This window comes from Streptomyces sp. NBC_00096 (assembly GCF_045041305.1).
GTDB lineage: Bacteria > Actinomycetota > Actinomycetes > Streptomycetales > Streptomycetaceae > Streptomyces.
This window is the reverse complement of the sequence record NZ_CP108221.1, coordinates 6,366,141-6,380,691: the sequence shown is the minus strand read 5'-3', so window position 1 is coordinate 6,380,691 and position 14,551 is coordinate 6,366,141. Positions and strand designations below refer to the sequence as shown.

Annotated in this window: 13 protein-coding genes; 8 read left to right on the top strand and 5 right to left on the bottom strand. The window is 73.5% G+C overall.

Going from position 1 to position 14,551, the window contains the following annotated elements; genetic code table 11:
• Nucleotides 1-111: 111 nt before the first annotated feature.
• A complete protein-coding gene (helR, locus tag OG904_RS28360) occupies nt 112-2,382 on the top strand; it encodes an RNA polymerase recycling motor ATPase HelR (RefSeq protein WP_405498323.1) in 2,271 nt (756 codons plus the stop codon).
• 25 nt (nt 2,383-2,407) lie between these two features.
• On the opposite strand, the gene OG904_RS28355 is transcribed toward helR, so the two are convergent.
• The gene (locus OG904_RS28355) at nt 2,408-3,202 is read right to left on the bottom strand and encodes a glutamate racemase (RefSeq protein ID WP_405495731.1); all 795 of its coding nucleotides are present in this window, start codon (nt 3,200-3,202) and stop codon (nt 2,408-2,410) included.
• A gap of 123 nt (nt 3,203-3,325) precedes the next feature.
• Here OG904_RS28355 and OG904_RS28350 point away from each other — a divergent pair, with 123 nt between their 5' ends.
• The 5 genes from OG904_RS28350 (at nt 3,326) to OG904_RS28330 (ending at nt 9,630) form a co-directional block, all read left to right on the top strand.
• Nucleotides 3,326-4,498, top strand: a complete 1,173-nt coding sequence (locus OG904_RS28350; protein WP_405495729.1) for a glycosyltransferase — start codon at nt 3,326-3,328, stop codon at nt 4,496-4,498.
• A gap of 257 nt (nt 4,499-4,755) precedes the next feature.
• Entirely contained in the window at nt 4,756-5,313 is a 558-nt protein-coding gene (locus OG904_RS28345) for a DUF6643 family protein (protein ID WP_405495727.1), read from the top strand.
• Nucleotides 5,314-5,376: 63 nt separating this feature from the next.
• Nucleotides 5,377-6,201, top strand: coding sequence for an MOSC domain-containing protein (locus tag OG904_RS28340; RefSeq protein WP_405495725.1), 825 nt, complete (start codon nt 5,377-5,379; stop codon nt 6,199-6,201).
• 222 nt (nt 6,202-6,423) lie between these two features.
• Nucleotides 6,424-7,035, top strand: a complete 612-nt coding sequence (locus tag OG904_RS28335) for a hypothetical protein (protein ID WP_405495723.1) — start codon at nt 6,424-6,426, stop codon at nt 7,033-7,035.
• A 144-nt stretch (nt 7,036-7,179) separates the two neighbouring features.
• Entirely contained in the window at nt 7,180-9,630 is a 2,451-nt protein-coding gene (locus tag OG904_RS28330) for a right-handed parallel beta-helix repeat-containing protein (RefSeq protein WP_405495721.1), read from the top strand.
• A 123-nt stretch (nt 9,631-9,753) separates the two neighbouring features.
• Here OG904_RS28330 and OG904_RS28325 read toward each other — a convergent pair whose 3' ends face one another.
• Nucleotides 9,754-10,356 carry a GNAT family N-acetyltransferase gene (locus OG904_RS28325; RefSeq protein WP_405495719.1) on the bottom strand — a complete coding sequence of 201 codons (603 nt, stop codon included), beginning with the start codon at nt 10,354-10,356 and terminating at the stop codon, nt 9,754-9,756.
• Nucleotides 10,357-10,493: 137 nt separating this feature from the next.
• Between OG904_RS28325 and OG904_RS28320 the strand changes: the two genes are divergently transcribed.
• Complete coding sequence (locus OG904_RS28320) at nt 10,494-10,982, top strand: SRPBCC family protein (RefSeq protein ID WP_405495717.1); 489 nt, start codon at nt 10,494-10,496, stop codon at nt 10,980-10,982.
• A 12-nt stretch (nt 10,983-10,994) separates the two neighbouring features.
• Here the strand turns inward: OG904_RS28320 and OG904_RS28315 are convergent, their stop codons facing one another.
• The 3 genes from OG904_RS28315 to OG904_RS28305 form a co-directional block, all read right to left on the bottom strand.
• On the bottom strand, nt 10,995-11,711 hold the full coding sequence (locus OG904_RS28315; RefSeq protein WP_405495715.1) for a hypothetical protein: 717 nt from the start codon (nt 11,709-11,711) through the stop codon (nt 10,995-10,997).
• A 96-nt stretch (nt 11,712-11,807) separates the two neighbouring features.
• Nucleotides 11,808-12,464 (bottom strand): hypothetical protein, encoded by a 657-nt coding sequence (locus tag OG904_RS28310; protein WP_405495713.1) that lies wholly within the window; start codon nt 12,462-12,464, stop codon nt 11,808-11,810.
• Nucleotides 12,465-12,538: 74 nt separating this feature from the next.
• Nucleotides 12,539-13,666: a PLP-dependent cysteine synthase family protein gene (locus OG904_RS28305; protein WP_405495711.1), complete on the bottom strand. Its 1,128-nt coding sequence runs from the start codon at nt 13,664-13,666 to the stop codon at nt 12,539-12,541.
• Between the two features lie 228 nt (nt 13,667-13,894).
• On the opposite strand from OG904_RS28305, the gene OG904_RS28300 reads away from it, so the two are divergent.
• Nucleotides 13,895-14,497 carry an ATP-binding protein gene (locus OG904_RS28300; protein ID WP_405495709.1) on the top strand — a complete coding sequence of 201 codons (603 nt, stop codon included), beginning with the start codon at nt 13,895-13,897 and terminating at the stop codon, nt 14,495-14,497.
• Nucleotides 14,498-14,551: the final 54 nt, after the last annotated feature.

The window sequence follows — 14,551 nt, the reverse complement described above, 5'->3', positions numbered from 1 at the left end:
CACCGTGGGAGAAGATCTCCGACCTAAGGCCAGAACCTGCGGAAATAGGAGATTTACCAAGTGCGTGAGCTGTTGTCCGCCAATGGGTCCCGCGGTGGCGTCGAGTCGGCGGTGGGATCCGCCGGCCCGACCCCTCCGGCCCTCAGCGCGTTCGACCTTCCCGACCACCACTCGGCCAAGGCCGACCCCGTGATGACCGGCGGCGACGAGCGGCACTTCGCGGCCGTCGCCCAGAGCCTCGAGCACTCGATCGCCGAACTGTCCCACCGCCTCGACGCCGCACGCAGGTCTCCCGGCGGCATCGGCCGCGAGGCGATGGACCGGGACGCGGAGATCCACCGCCTGACCGGTCGACTGCGCACGCTGCGCCGCTTCGGCCTGGACCTCTGCCTGGGGCACATCGTCTCCGCGGACGACCCCGAGCCCGTGTACGTCGGCCGCCTCGGCCTCACCGACAGCGAGGGGCGCCGGCTGCTGATCGACTGGCGCTCCCCCGCGGCCGAGCCGTTCTTCGCGGCGACGCACGCCAACCCGATGGGTCTGACGAGCCGCCGCCGGTACCGCTGGACCCGCGGCCGGATCGGCGACTACTGGGACGAGGTGTTCACCGCCGACGGGCTCGAGGGGCACGCCGCGCTCGACGACCAGTCCGCGTTCATCGCCAGCCTGGGCGGCAACCGGTCGGCCCGGATGCGCGACGTGCTCGCCACCATCCAGGCCGACCAGGACACCGTCATCCGGGCCGGATCCCGCGGCGCGCTCGTCGTGGACGGCGGCCCGGGTACGGGCAAGACCGTGGTCGCCCTGCACCGCGCCGCCCACCTCCTCTACTCCGACCCCCGCCTCGGGCACCGCCGGGGCGGCGTACTGTTCGTCGGCCCGCACCAGCCCTACCTGGCCTACGTCGCCGACGTGCTGCCCAGCCTCGGCGAGGAGGGCGTGCAGACCTGCACCCTGCGCGACCTGGTCGCCGAGGGGACGGGAGCCGCCGTGGAGAGCGATCCGGGCGTGGCCCGTCTGAAGTCCTCGGCGGACATGGTCAAGGCGATCGAGCCAGCCGTCCGGATCCACGAGGAGCCGCCGGCCCGGGGCATGACGGTCTCGACCCACTGGTCCGAGGTCCGGCTGACCGCGGCCGACTGGGCCGCCGCGTTCGCGGCCGTGGAACCGGGCACCCCGCACAACGAGGCGCGCGACCAGATCCGCGAGGAACTGGTCACGATCCTCGTGGACAAACACACGGAGGGCCGGGATGACCGGGCGGACGGGGACTACGGGGACGAAGGGGACGGCGGGGACGGCGGGGACACGATCCCGCCCCACCTGCTGCGCAGGTCGCTGCTCCAGAACCGGGAGCTGAATGCGACCCTCAACCAGGCTTGGCCGATGCTGGAGGCGACCGACCTCGTCGGCGACCTGTGGACGGTGCCCGCCTACCTGCGCAAGTGCGCTCCCTGGCTCGGCACCGAAGAGGTGAGCGCCCTCCAGCGCGCGGACGCCCACGCCTGGACGGTGTCCGACCTGCCGCTCCTGGACGCGGCCCGGCAGCGGCTCGGCGACGCGGAGGCGTCCGCGCGCAAGCGCCGGCACGAGGCCGCCGTCGCGTCCGAACGCGCGCGCCGGGCCGATGTCATGGACAGCCTGCTGCAGAACGTCGAGATCGACGAGAGCGAGGGCGCACTGGGGATGCTGCACGGACGGGACCTGCAGGACACCCTGATCGACCGGAGCGCGCTGCCCGCCGCCGACCCCGACCTGCTCGCCGGCCCGTTCGCGCACGTCATCGTCGACGAGGCCCAGGAACTGACCGACGCCGAGTGGCAGATGCTCCTGCTGCGCTGCCCGTCACGGAGCTTCACCGTCGTGGGCGACCGGGCCCAGGCCAGGCGGGGGTTCACGGAGTCCTGGCGGGAACGGCTCGAACGGGCCGGGCTGGACCGGATCGAGGTGGCCTCCCTGGGCGTGAACTACCGCACCCCGGAAGAGGTCATGGCAGAGGCCGAGCCGGCCATCCGCGCCGCGATCCCGGACGCCAACGTGCCGGTGTCCATCCGGACGAGCGGCATCCCCGTCACCCACGGTTCCGTCGCCGATCTGGCCACCGTGCTCGACACCTGGCTCGCCGCGCACGCCGAAGGGGTCGCCTGCGTCATCGGCGCGGATGCCCTCGAGGACGGCGCCTTCCGGGCCTCGCCCCGCGTCCGGTCGCTGACGCCCGCGCTGTCGAAGGGGCTCGAGTTCGATCTGGTGGTCCTGATCGACCCGGAGGCCTTCGGCGAGGGCGTCGAAGGAGCCGTCGACCGCTACGTCGCCATGACCCGCGCGACCCAGCGACTGGTCGTCCTCACGAGCACGGGCACGGCCACGGGCCCGAGCTCCTGATCCCTGCCGGGCGACGCCCCCGGGCTCATCGCCCGACGGCAGCGCTCCGACCGGCGAGGAGACGGCCTTCCGCGTACCCGAAGGCCGCCTCGGGCAGCGTGCCGGGGCGGCCGCTGAGCAGGACGGTCAGGCTGCCGGTGCGCGGCAGGCCGGGCTCCGGCAGGGCGCCGATCCGGCGCAGCGCCTGGACGGCGACGGGCTCCGCGGAGCCGTGGAAGACGTACGCGCCGCCGCCGGTGCGCCGGTCGAGCGCGGCCCGGATGGGGGCCTCGACCAGCTCGTAGTGAGTGCAGCCGAGGACCACGTCGGTGACATCGGCCGGGGTCAGCGCGGCGGCCGCGGCGACGGCCCGTACGACGGCGGCCTCGTCGGCCGCCTCGACGGCGTCGGCCAGCCCCGGGCAGGGCACCTCGGTGACCCGGGCCCCGTCGGCGAAGTCGTGGATCAGGCCGCGCTGGTAGGGGCTGCCGGTGGTGGCGGGGGTGGCCCAGATGGCCACCCGGCCGCCGGCGGCCGCGGCGGGCTTGATCGCCGGTACGGTCCCGATGACCGGGATCCCGGGCTCCAGCGCGGCGCGCAGTGCGGGCAGGGCGTGCACGGAAGCGGTGTTGCAGGCGACGATCAGCGCGTCCGGCCGGTGCGCGGCGGCGGCCCGCGCGACGGCGAGCGCACGCCCTGTGAGGTCCTGCGGGGTACGCGGACCCCACGGCATGCCGTCGGGGTCGCAGGACAGCACCAGTTCGGCGTCCGGCCGCAGCGCGCGCATCGCGGCGGCCGCCGCGAGGAGGCCGATACCGGAGTCCATCAGGGCGATCTTCACTTGGTCACCTTAATCCATGCCCCGCCCGCGCCCGGGGTGGCGGGACCGCGGTGCCCCGCGATCGCACGCGGAACCCCGGTGTCCCGCCACGCCACGGACCCCCGTTCCCGGCACACTGCAGGAATGGGTCCCCTCCTCGTCGCCGCCTGCGCATCGCTCGCCGTCTGGCTCTGGCTCACCCTCGGCCAGGGCATGTTCTGGCGGACCGACACGCGCCTCCCGCCCCGGCACGCGCCCGCCGGCTGGCCGTCCGTCGCGATCGTCGTCCCGGCCAGGGACGAGGCCGGGGTGCTGCCGCTGAGCCTGCCCTCACTGCTCGCGCAGGACTACCCCGGCGAGGCCGAGGTCGTCCTGGTCGACGACGGCAGTACGGACGGCACCGCCGCCCTCGCCCGCCGGCTGGCCCGGGCGCAGCCCGGGCTCCCCCTCACCGTGGTCTCGCCCGGGGAGCCGGGTGCCGGCTGGACCGGCAAGCTCTGGGCACTGCGGCACGGCATCGCGCACGCCCGCTCGGCGGCCTCCGGCGAGCCCGACTACCTCCTCCTCACCGACGCCGACATCGCGCACGAGCCCGACAGTCTGCGCGAACTGGTCGCCGCGGCGACGGCGGCCGATCTCGACCTCGTCTCCCAGATGGCGCGGCTGCGCGCGGTCAGCGTCTGGGAGCGGCTGATCGTCCCCGCCTTCGTGTACTTCTTCGCCCAGCTCTACCCCTTCCGCTGGATCAACCGGCCCGCCGCCCGCACGGCTGCCGCGGCCGGCGGGTGCGTCCTGCTGCGCACCTCGGCGGCGGTACGGGCCGGGGTTCCGGAATCGATCCGGCAGGCGGTCATCGACGACGTCTCCCTCGCGCGGGCCGTCCAGCGCACCGGCGGGCGGATCTGGCTCGGCCTCGCGGAGCGGGTGGACAGCGTGCGCCCGTACGCCTCCCTCGCGGACCTGTGGCGGATGGTCTCGCGCAGCGCCTACGCACAACTGCGCCACCAGCCCGCGCTCCTGGCGGGAACGGTGGCCGGGCTGGTCCTCGTCTACCTCGTGCCGCCGGCCGCCCTCCTGGCCGGCCTGGCCACCGGCCGGCCCGGCACCGCCTGGGCGGGTGGTCTGGCCTGGCTGCTGATGACAGGGACCTACCTGCCGATGCTCCGCTACTACCGCCAGCCGCTCGCCCTCGCCCCGCTCCTTCCGCTCACCGCGCTGCTCTACCTCCTGATGACCGTGGACTCGGCCGTGCAGCACTACCGCGGACGCGGAGCGGCATGGAAAGGGCGCACCTATGCCCGTCCCAGCGACGCGTGAAACCGGTCGTCGCCCTCCGAAATCATGTCATCCGAGGTCACGGACTTGTGACGCTCTGTCAGCACGCGGTCCGCGCACCATCGGTGCACCACCCAACCGGCGAGTACGAGTAGGAGCAAGCCCGGACGGAACCGGTCAAATCGTGCACGTGAACGTCAAGTGAAGGCTGTGGCTCTGACCTGCGAATATGCAGGTCAGAGCGGTGTTGGTGACACCTCGCTATGGACCCCGTGAAGTCGTGGGCTTAACTTAGGTCCATGACCTCCCCCCGCTCCACTTATGGCGGCGGTTACTACTCCGCGCCCTCCTTCCCGGACACCCCCATCTACGACTCCCTCGTCGCCGAACGCGGCACGCCTCAGATCGCCCCGATCCGCGTCCCGGCCGCGTACGAGTCGCCGAGCTCCGGCTACTCGAGCGGTGGGTACCTCCCGGCTCTCGCGTCCTCGCTCCCCGCGCTGCCGCCGGCCGTCTCGCAGCAGCACCAGCAGGCCCCGTCGTACGGGTACCAGTACCAGCATCCGGCCGCCCCGCAGCAGATGCCGCACATGCAGCAGATGTCGCCGATGCAGCAGCCGATGCCGCTCCAGCAGGCGCCCGCCCCCTACATTCCGCCGCAGCAGTTCGCGGCCCGCACGGGGTACGTGCCGCAGCCCCAGCCGCAGCAGCCCCGCCCGGCCCCCACGGGCACCGGGTACGAGGCGATGCGCCCGGCCGCGCCGCGTCCGGTGCAGGCTCAGCCCGCGCCCGTCCCGGCCGCCTCGTTCGAGGACCCGTACGGCCGCCCGTACCAGCCGCAGGGCCGGGGCTACTGACGGCCCGGCCCGCTCCGAGGAGGTCGCTGCGGAGGCCCTGAGAGGGACTGGCAGTATTCCCTCATGGTGAAAATGCATGTCCAGGCGCTCCACGTCCATCCCGTCAAGTCGGTGGCGGGGACAGCTCCCGACGAGGTGGCCGTGGAGCCCTGGGGTCTGTCCGACGACCGCCGCTGGGCGGTGGTGGACAGCGAGGGCACGGTCATCACCCAGCGCCAGCAGCCGAGGCTGGCCCTGGCGTGCGCCCGTCCGCTGGGGGGCGGCGGGTTCGAGGTCTCGGCACCGGGCATGGCGGATCTGACGGTGGAGGTCCCGGAGCCGGGTCCGCTGGAGCCGGTGGTCCTCTTCGGCAAGAAGGTCCTGACCGTGGTGGCGGCGCGCGCCGCCGCCGACTGGTTCACCGCGTACCTGGGGACGCCGGCGCGGCTGGTGCACCTGGACGACCCGGCCGTACGGCGGCCCGTGGATCCGGATTACGCGCTGCCCGGCGAGACCGTGAGCCTCGCCGACGCCTATCCGCTGCTGATCACCACGCTCGCCTCGCTGGACGCGCTCAACTCGCTGATCGCTCAGGGAACTCACCCGGACGAGGGTCCGCTCCCGATGAACCGTTTCCGCCCGAACGTGGTGGTCTCCGGAGCCGGGGCGTGGGCCGAGGACTCCTGGAAGCGGGTCGCGATCGGCGACGCCGTCTTCCGCGGGGTGCGCGAGTGCGGGCGCTGCGTCGTCACCACCACCGACCAGACCTCGGGGCTGCGGGGCAAGGAGCCGCTCAAGACCCTGGCCGTGCACCGCCGGATCGGGAAGTCGCTGGCCTTCGGGCGCATGCTGGTGCCGGTGGAGCTGGGCACCGTCCGCGTCGGCGACGAGGTCCGCGTCCTGGAATGAGCGTCGGCCCGGGACCGCCGGCCCACCCGGAATGACACCTTCGGGGGGCTCTCTCACCTCTGTGGAACCAACCACCGCACACCGCCCGTTGGATCATTCGGGACGTGAGCACCGGATCGGGTGACACACGTCTCGCGAGTCCCGGAATGCGTGAGCCCGGGGCGTGCGGGAGGCTGGGACGGCAGGCAGGCGGAGACTGGCAGGAGCAGGGGGAGCCGGACCGTGTGGACAGCAATGGGTGTGTGGCGCTGGCGGCGCAATCCGCTGCGCCGCCAGACCGATCTATTCGAGGCGTGGGTGGCCTTCGCCGCGCTGGTGTGCGTCCTGCTGGTGGCTCCGGCCATCGGCTGCGCCGCGGGCCTGCGGGTGGACGGCACACTGCAGCGGGCCGCGCGCGAACAGCGGCTGGAGCGTCATCTCGTACCGGCGGTGGTGGTCCGGCCGACACCGGATCCGCTCCCCGGCTCGGCCACCGATCCGGCGGCGCAGCGCCAGACCCCGCAGCGCACGCAGATCGTCGCGTCGTGGACCGGGCCCGACGGCAGCAACCACCAGGGCACGGTGCCGGCCGCGGAGGAACCGCCGCACACCGGCGACCGGTTCCGGATATGGACCGATACGCACGGCCGGCTGGTCGGGCAGCCCCTGGACCCCTCGTCGGCCAGCTTCCACGCGGGCATGGCGGGACTCGCGGCGGCCCTCGGCATCGCCGCGCTGGTGGAGACGCTTCGCCGCCTGGTCGTACGAAGGCTCATGCATCGGCGGTACATACGGCTGGACCGCGCATGGGCCGCGGCGGGACCTGACTGGGGTCGGGCGGGCACGGGCAGCTGACCTGGCAACTCACCGGCCCCGCGCGCGCTACGGTGGAGCGCCGCAGCAGTCGGTCCGACCGGGGCGGCCGCTCCGGCAGCGCGGCACGCGAACAGATCAGGCACGCGAACACGCGGAACACGAGGGTGGGGGCACGACAGCACCATGGCTCAGGGCACGGTCCAGGTGACGCACGGGGGTTCCTCGCGGTGGCGTCGCCGCTCCGGTGAATATCCGACGCTGACCGCCGCGCTGGCCGCGGCGGGCGACGGCGACGTCCTGTCCATCGCGCCCGGCACCTACCGGGAGAACCTGGTGCTGCACCACGCCGTGACCCTGCGCGGTCCGGAGGGCGCGGTGGGCTCGGTGCGGATCGCGCCGCTCGACGGGGTCGCGCTGACCATCCGCGCCTCGGCCGTCGTCCAGGACCTCCACCTGGAGGGCCAGGACCCGACGGCGCCCGCACTGCTCGTCGAGGACGGCTCTCCCGAGCTGACCGACCTCCGCGTGAGCACCCGGTCCTCGGCCGGGATCGAGGTCCGCGGCAGCGGCGCCCGGCCGCTGGTGCGGCGCTGCACGGTGGAGAATCCGGCCGGGGCCGGGATCGCCGTACTGGACGGCGGCGGCGGGGTGTTCGAGGAGTGCGAGGTGGTGGCCGCCGGCCAGACCGGTGTCTCGGTGCGCGGCGGTGGCCGCCCCCGGCTGGAGCGCTGCCGGATCCACCACGCCACGGGCGCCGGCATCGGCGTGACCGGCGAGGGGTCGGGCCTGGAGGCACTGGGCTGCGAGGTGTACGAGATCAAGGGTGCAGGCGTGCAGATCGCCGCGCGGGCCACGGCCGTGCTCACCGACTGCGCGGTCCACCGCACTTCGGCCGACGGGGTCACCCTGGACACTGACGCCGCGCTCACCCTCGCCGGCTGCGACATCCACGACATCCCGGAGAACGCGGTGGACCTGCGTTCCCGTTCCGTGCTGACGCTCAGCCGCACCACCGTCCGCCGCTTCGGCCGCAACGGCCTGTCCGTGTGGGATCCGGGCACCCGGGTCGTCGCCGACTCCTGCGAGATCCACGACAGCACCGGCGACTACCCCGCCGTCTGGATCAGCGACGGAGCCGCGGTCTCCCTGGACTCCTGCCGGGTCCACGACGTGCCGGACGCGCTGTTCGTGCTGGACCGCGGTTCGCGCGTGGACGTCGTGGACAGCGATCTCTCCCAGGTGCGCAACACCGCCGTCTCGGTGAGCGACGGGGCGACGGCCCAGCTCGACGACTGCCGGATCCGGGAGGCGGCGACCGGGGCCTGGTTCCGCGACCACGGCAGCGGCGGCACCCTCGCCAACTGCGCCATCGACTCCGTCCAGACCGGGGTGATCGTCACCAAGGGCGCCGATCCCACCCTGGAGCGGTGCACGGTCAGTTCCCCCGCCGAGGCCGGCTTCTACGTGTCGGCGGGCGGCCGCGGCACGTTCACAGCCTGCCGGGTGACGGGCAGCGCGGGCTTCGGCTTCCACGTCATCGACGGCTGCCGCACCTCCTTGCACCGCTGCCACACCGAGCGCTGCGCCCGCGGGGGCTACGAGTTCGCGGAGGACGGCCCGGTCGCCGAGGAGTGCACGAGCGACGAGTCGGGGCCGCGCCTCGCCGCCCAGTCGGCCTCCGGCGCAGGCGCGGGCGCGGGCGGGGAGCGCGCGGGGATCCGTACGGTCTCGGCCGCGCGGGGCCCCGCGACGGCGGTGGCCGAGCGGCTGCCGGCGCCGCGGCCCGCCGACGAGACCGGGCCCGCCCCCACCGGAGCGGACGCGGTGCGCGGTTCGGGCGAGGTACTGGGCCAGCTCGACGCGCTGGTGGGGCTGGACAGCGTCAAGCGCGAGGTCCGCGCGCTCACCGACATGATCGAGGTGGGACGCCGGCGGCAGCAGGCGGGGCTCAAGGCGGCCTCCGTCCGCCGCCACCTGGTCTTCACCGGCTCCCCCGGTACCGGCAAGACGACCGTGGCCCGGCTGTACGGGGAGATCCTGGCCTCCCTCGGGGTGCTGGAGCGCGGCCACCTGGTGGAGGTCTCCCGGGTGGACCTGGTCGGGGAGCACATCGGGTCCACGGCGATCCGCACCCAGGAGGCCTTCGACCGGGCGCGCGGCGGTGTGCTGTTCATCGACGAGGCGTACGCGCTGGCGCCCGAGGACTCGGGCCGCGACTTCGGGCGCGAGGCGATCGACACGCTGGTGAAGCTGATGGAGGACCACCGGGACGCGGTGGTGGTGATCGTCGCCGGGTACACGGCGGAGATGGACCGTTTCCTCACCGTGAACCCGGGAGTGGCCTCGCGTTTCTCCCGGACCATCACCTTCTGGGACTACGGGCCGCCGGAGCTGCTGCGGATCGTGGAGCAGCAGGCCGAGGAACACGAGTACCTGCTCGGCGAGAAGACCTCCGAGGCACTGCTGACGTACTTCACCGACCTGCCCAAGGGGCCCGCCTTCGGCAACGGCCGCACCGCCCGCCAGACCTTCGAGTCGATGGTCGAGCGGCACGCGGGGCGGGTGGCGCAACTACCGGAGCCGAGCACGGAGGACCTCACCCTGCTGTTCCCGGAGGACCTCCCGGGACTCTGACCCGGCGGTCGGCTCAGGGGTGTCCCCGGGGGCCGCTCAGGGGTGTCGCCGTCGCCCGCTCAGGTGTCCCGGGCAGTCGCTCAGGGGCGTCCCCGGCAGTCGCTCAGGGGCGTCGGCAGTCGCTCACAGGTCCCGGCGCATGCACACCCGGGGCCAGCGGTCGAGCCCGTGTACGGCCTCGCGGTCGCGGATGTCCCGGAGTCCGGGTCCGAGGCCGCTCTCGTCCAGGGTCCGGAAGCCGCAGCGGGCGTAGTACGGGGCGTTCCACGGCACGTCGGTGAAGGTGGTCAGGGTCAGCGCGGGAACCCCCTCCGCCTTGGCCAGCTCCGCGAGGTGCTCCAGCAGGGACCGCCCGATGCGGCGGCGCGCGCTGGACGGGTGCACCGACACCTGCTCGATGTGGAGGTTCCCGTCGACCCGGTCGGCGATGAGGTAACCGACCGGGACTCCGGCTCCGGTTCCTGCCCGGAGGTCTGACCCGCTTCCGGCGCCGCCTCCGGCCCCGGTTCCGGCGCCGCCTCCGGCCCCACTTCCGGCCCCACTTCCCGCCAATTCGGCCGCGACCCAGGCCAGGCCGGCCCGCCGGTAGCCCAGGAGCTCCTCCAGCGGAAGCGGTTCGTCGTCGGCGATCTCCGCCATGCCGATGGACCGGAAGCACTCCCCGGCGGCCCGCTCGATGTCCTGCAGGAGGGGCAGTTCGTCGATGTTCGCTGCTCTGATAAGCATGCACGGCATTGTCCCGGCTCCGGCCGGGTCCGCGAAACGGGTCCACCACCCCGGCAGCGGACATCTGACGGCCCGCCAGCTAGGGTGGCAGCCCGCCGGACACCGCCGGCCGTCCGCCGAACCCAGGGAGTACCGTCATGGCCCGCCGACTTCGCCCCGTGGGGCTGGACTTCCTCGAGGACGCCCCCGTACGCCTGGTCTTCTCCGCCCGGACCACGGCGGCCCCCGAGGCCGTGTACCGGGCGCTGGCCGAGGAGGTCGAGGGCTGGCCGCGCTGGTTCCGGGCGGTCACGCTGGCCCGGCCGACGCACGGCGGCGCGGGCCGGGAGATCAAGCTGCTGGGCGGGATCCGGTTCCAGGAGACGATCATGGCCGTGGATCCGGAGCAGCGCTACGCGTACCGGGTCGACGAGACCAACGCCCCCGCGATACGGGCCCTGCTGGAGGAGTGGCGCCTCACTCCCTCCGGGTCGGGCACGCACGTCCGCTGGACCTTCGCGGCGGACGGCCCGGCCACCGTCCGCTTCGCCCTCGCCGCCGCCCGCCCGGGGCTCGGCCACTCCTTCCGCACGGCGGTCCGTGCGCTGGACCGGCGGCTGGCCGGGCGGAGCGGAGCGGATCAGTAGGGAGCCGCCGGATCAGCCGCGGGTGCTCCCACCGCCCGCGGGGTGGCGCCCGGCCAGGTCTCCGTAGCCGCCCGCCGTCCACACCCGCGTACGGAACTCCTCGAGGTTCAGGGCCCGTCCACCCGCGAAGTGCACCGTCCCGCAGCGCGCGCAGTACCAGCCCTGCCTCCAGAGCCGCTCCGCCGCTTCGCGACCGGGCTCGGTCCTCGCCCGGTGCGCCCGGAGGGACACGGCCACCGCGACGAAGAGGCCGACGGCGATCAGCAGCATGCACGCCGAGATCCAGGCCAGGAACCCGAGATCGGGCGGGCGGAAGGAGTCACCGGAGCCCGTACCCGTGAACGCCGAAGACCCCGGCCCGTCGCTGTGCGACCACCCGGTCGTCATGGCGATCACGAAAAGGGGGATCGAGCCCATGACCAGGAGCACTCCCAGGCACCCGCGTCCCTGGACCGAGGGCTTGGGCGGGACCGGTGCCAGGTCCCGGGCCGGCCGCGAGACCACTTCCCGGGTGGTGGTCCGCCGCTCGCCGCCGACACCGCTGTCCTCCCGGGCGTGCCGGTGCCCGTCCAGGAACACCGCCTGGACCGCCCGCACTTCCTCGGACCGGCCGCAACCGGGGCACACCGGCAGCGAGCCCCCGCCCACCGGTGCGGGACCTGCGGGCCCCGGGATCCGGTCCCGCGTCCGCGCGTCCCGCTCCGGCCTGTTGTACTCGATGCCCGCCATGCTTCCCCCCGGGGCTCCGTCGTGATCGAAGTCGGCACGGCGTGGGCATTCCCCGGCTCCGGGCCCACGGGGTTGTCGCCACAGCCCTGTCACGGATCAGATCGCGGGATGCCGCACGGCCAGGTCCCCGTAACCGCCCGCCGTCCAGACCCGGGTGCGGAACTCCTGCAGGGTCAGGGACCGTTCGCCCGCGAAGTGGACCGTACCGCAGCGGCCGCAGTACCAGGCGTCCGCCCAGACCCGGTCGGCGGCCACCCGCCCCGGTTGGGTCCGGCGGCGCCAGGTGCGTACGGCCCGGCCCGACAGGGCGAGGAGGACGACGCCCACGAGCAGCAGGGCCGCACCGATCCAGCCCAGGTAGGTCGCGGGCTGGTCGACCGCGAAGTGGCCGTCGCCATCGGTCCCGTAGAGCCGCGGGGCCGTGTCGTCCCCGAACCACTTCCCCTCGATCGCACCCCAGACGAAGGCGCCGATCGAGGCGAGGAGGAGCAGCACCCCGACGCAGCCCGCGGTGCCGTTGTCCGGCTCCTCGGGGGCGACCGCGAGGGCCTTGGCCAGAGCCGAGTTCTCCTCGCGGATCGTGACGCTGTCGTCCTCCCCGCCGCCGCGCTCCACCCGCATCTTGGCCTTGGACCGCAGGTACGCGGCGGACACGCCCAGCACCTGGTCCTCCCGGCCGCAGCGGGGACAGGCCGACGGCGCGGCCCCGCCTCCAGCGCCGGCGCCACTGCCGCTGTCCGTGATCTCCGCCATCGCTCCCCGCCCCGCCCCGTGCCCAAAGTCCGCACAGCGTAGCCAGCGGACGGGGTCCGGGCCAGAGGAAACGTTTAGCCGACGGGCTCGCGCCACACCCCGGTCGCCAGCATGGTCTCCAGGGTCCGCGCGTACGGGGCGATGTCGAGCCCCTGCTCCGCCAGCCACGCGTCGGAGTAGTACTTGTCGAGGTAGCGCTCGCCCCCGTCGCAGAGCAGGGTGACGACACTGCCCGTGCGGCCCTCCGCCACCATCTCCGAGATGATCTTCAGCGCGCTCCACACCCCGGTGCCGGTGGAACCGCCCGCCTTGCGGCCGATCGCCGTCTCCAGCGCGCGGCACGCCGCCACGCTCGCCGCGTCGGGGACCCTCATCATCCGGTCGATCGCGCCGGGCACGAAGCTCGGCTCCATCCGGGGCCTGCCGATGCCCTCGATGCGCGAACCGCAGTCGCTGCTCGCGTGCGGGTCGTTGTGGGTCCAGCCGTCGAAGAAGCAGGAGTTCTCCGGGTCCGGGACGCAGATGCGGGTGTCGTGCTGCATGTAGTGCACGTAGCGCGCGATCGTCGCCGAGGTGCCGCCGGTGCCGGCCGTGGCCACGATCCACGCGGGCTCGGGGTAACGCTCCAGGCGCAGCTGCTGGTACATCGATTCTGCAATGTTGTTGTTGCCGCGCCAGTCCGTCGCGCGCTCCGCGTAAGTGAACTGGTCCATGTAGTGCCCGCCCGTGCGCGCGGCGAGTTCGGCCGATTCCTCGTACATCTTCATCGAGTCGTCGACGAAGTGGCATTCGCCGCCGTGGAACTCGATGAGCCGGCACTTCTCGGGGCTCGTCGTGCGCGGCATGACGGCGATGAACGGAACGCCGATCAGCTTGGCGAAGTACGCCTCCGACACGGCGGTGGATCCGGACGAGGCCTCGATGACGGGACGGCCGGGGCGGATCCAGCCGTTGCACAGGGCGTACAGGAACAGCGAGCGCGCGAGGCGGTGCTTGAGGGAGCCCGTCGGGTGCGTGGACTCGTCCTTGAGGTAGAGGTCGATGCCCCAGGCCTCGGGGAGCGGGAAGCGCAGCAGATGGGTGTCGGCGGAGCGGTTCGAGTCCGCCTGCACCTTGCGGACGGCTTCCTTCAGCCAGGCGCGGTAGTCCGCGTCGCTGCGGTCGACGTCGATGGTCGTGGCGGTCGTACCGGTGGTGCTCATGCGCCGTGCTCCTTCGTACTTCCCGATGTCCCGAGTGCTCGCGGGGCTCGTCCCTGCACCGCCCGCTTTCGCAATGTACCCCCCTCACCTGCACAAACAGTCACTTTGGGTATCCATGCGAATCGCTTTCGATCGCGTTCGGTTGCACATACGTCCACAGTGGGTGACCCTGGGGAGGCGTCACCGAGGGTGCAGCACCCGTAACACTGATGTCGGGGAGTCGCAGCCGTGATCAGTCATTCCCGCAGGCACTGCGTCGTCGAACTGCAGGCCCTGCCCTTGCGGATCGGACAGATCCGCCGAATCGTTTCCGCGCAATTGCGCCACTGGCAGCTCGATCCGCTCATCGACCGGGCCGCGCTCGGCGTGACGGAGCTGCTCAGCAACGTCCACCGCCACGCGCAGCCGGACAAGACGTGCACCGTCGAGATCGAACTGCGCCTCGGCCGCGTGACCGTCTCCGTCTACGACAGCGACCCCCGCCTCCCGGTGCTCCGCGCGGCCGGGTGCCACGGGGCCTGCGAGAGCTCCCGGGGCGGCGCGGAGCCCGGGGCCGGGACACCGGATCTGGAGACCTCGGGACGCGGGCTCGCGCTCGTGGAGGCCCTCAGCGAGGCGTGGGGTGCACGGCCCCAGGACGACGGCCCCGGCAAGGTGGTGTGGTTCTCCCTGCGCGCCGCCCCCGGCCCGGCGGCGCCGGAGCGCCACCCGGTGCTCCTGGCGGAGAAGCCCGTACGAGAACCCGCCCCGGCCCCGCCCGCCGCCGCACCACCCGGACCGGTCTCCGCCCGCCTGCCGGTGGCCGCCTCGGTCGGCACCCGGCCCGGGTAGTGCTCCGGCCGCCGGATCCCGGGAGCCGGTGGCCGCCGACCGGGCCGTTCCTTT

Bases quoted from the DNA above. Each gene is read 5' to 3' on its own strand.
- OG904_RS28330 (WP_405495721.1), top strand. From the start codon at position 7,180: ATGGCTCAGGGCACGGTCCAGGTGACGCACGGGGGTTCCTCGCGGTGG.
- OG904_RS28310 (WP_405495713.1), bottom strand. From the start codon at position 12,464: ATGGCGGAGATCACGGACAGCGGCAGTGGCGCCGGCGCTGGAGGCGGG.
- OG904_RS28320 (WP_405495717.1), top strand. From the start codon at position 10,494: ATGGCCCGCCGACTTCGCCCCGTGGGGCTGGACTTCCTCGAGGACGCC.
- OG904_RS28345 (WP_405495727.1), top strand. From the start codon at position 4,756: ATGACCTCCCCCCGCTCCACTTATGGCGGCGGTTACTACTCCGCGCCC.
- OG904_RS28340 (WP_405495725.1), top strand. From the start codon at position 5,377: ATGGTGAAAATGCATGTCCAGGCGCTCCACGTCCATCCCGTCAAGTCG.
- OG904_RS28325 (WP_405495719.1), bottom strand. From the start codon at position 10,356: ATGCTTATCAGAGCAGCGAACATCGACGAACTGCCCCTCCTGCAGGAC.
- OG904_RS28350 (WP_405495729.1), top strand. From the start codon at position 3,326: ATGGGTCCCCTCCTCGTCGCCGCCTGCGCATCGCTCGCCGTCTGGCTC.
- OG904_RS28315 (WP_405495715.1), bottom strand. From the start codon at position 11,711: ATGGCGGGCATCGAGTACAACAGGCCGGAGCGGGACGCGCGGACGCGG.
- OG904_RS28305 (WP_405495711.1), bottom strand. From the start codon at position 13,666: ATGAGCACCACCGGTACGACCGCCACGACCATCGACGTCGACCGCAGC.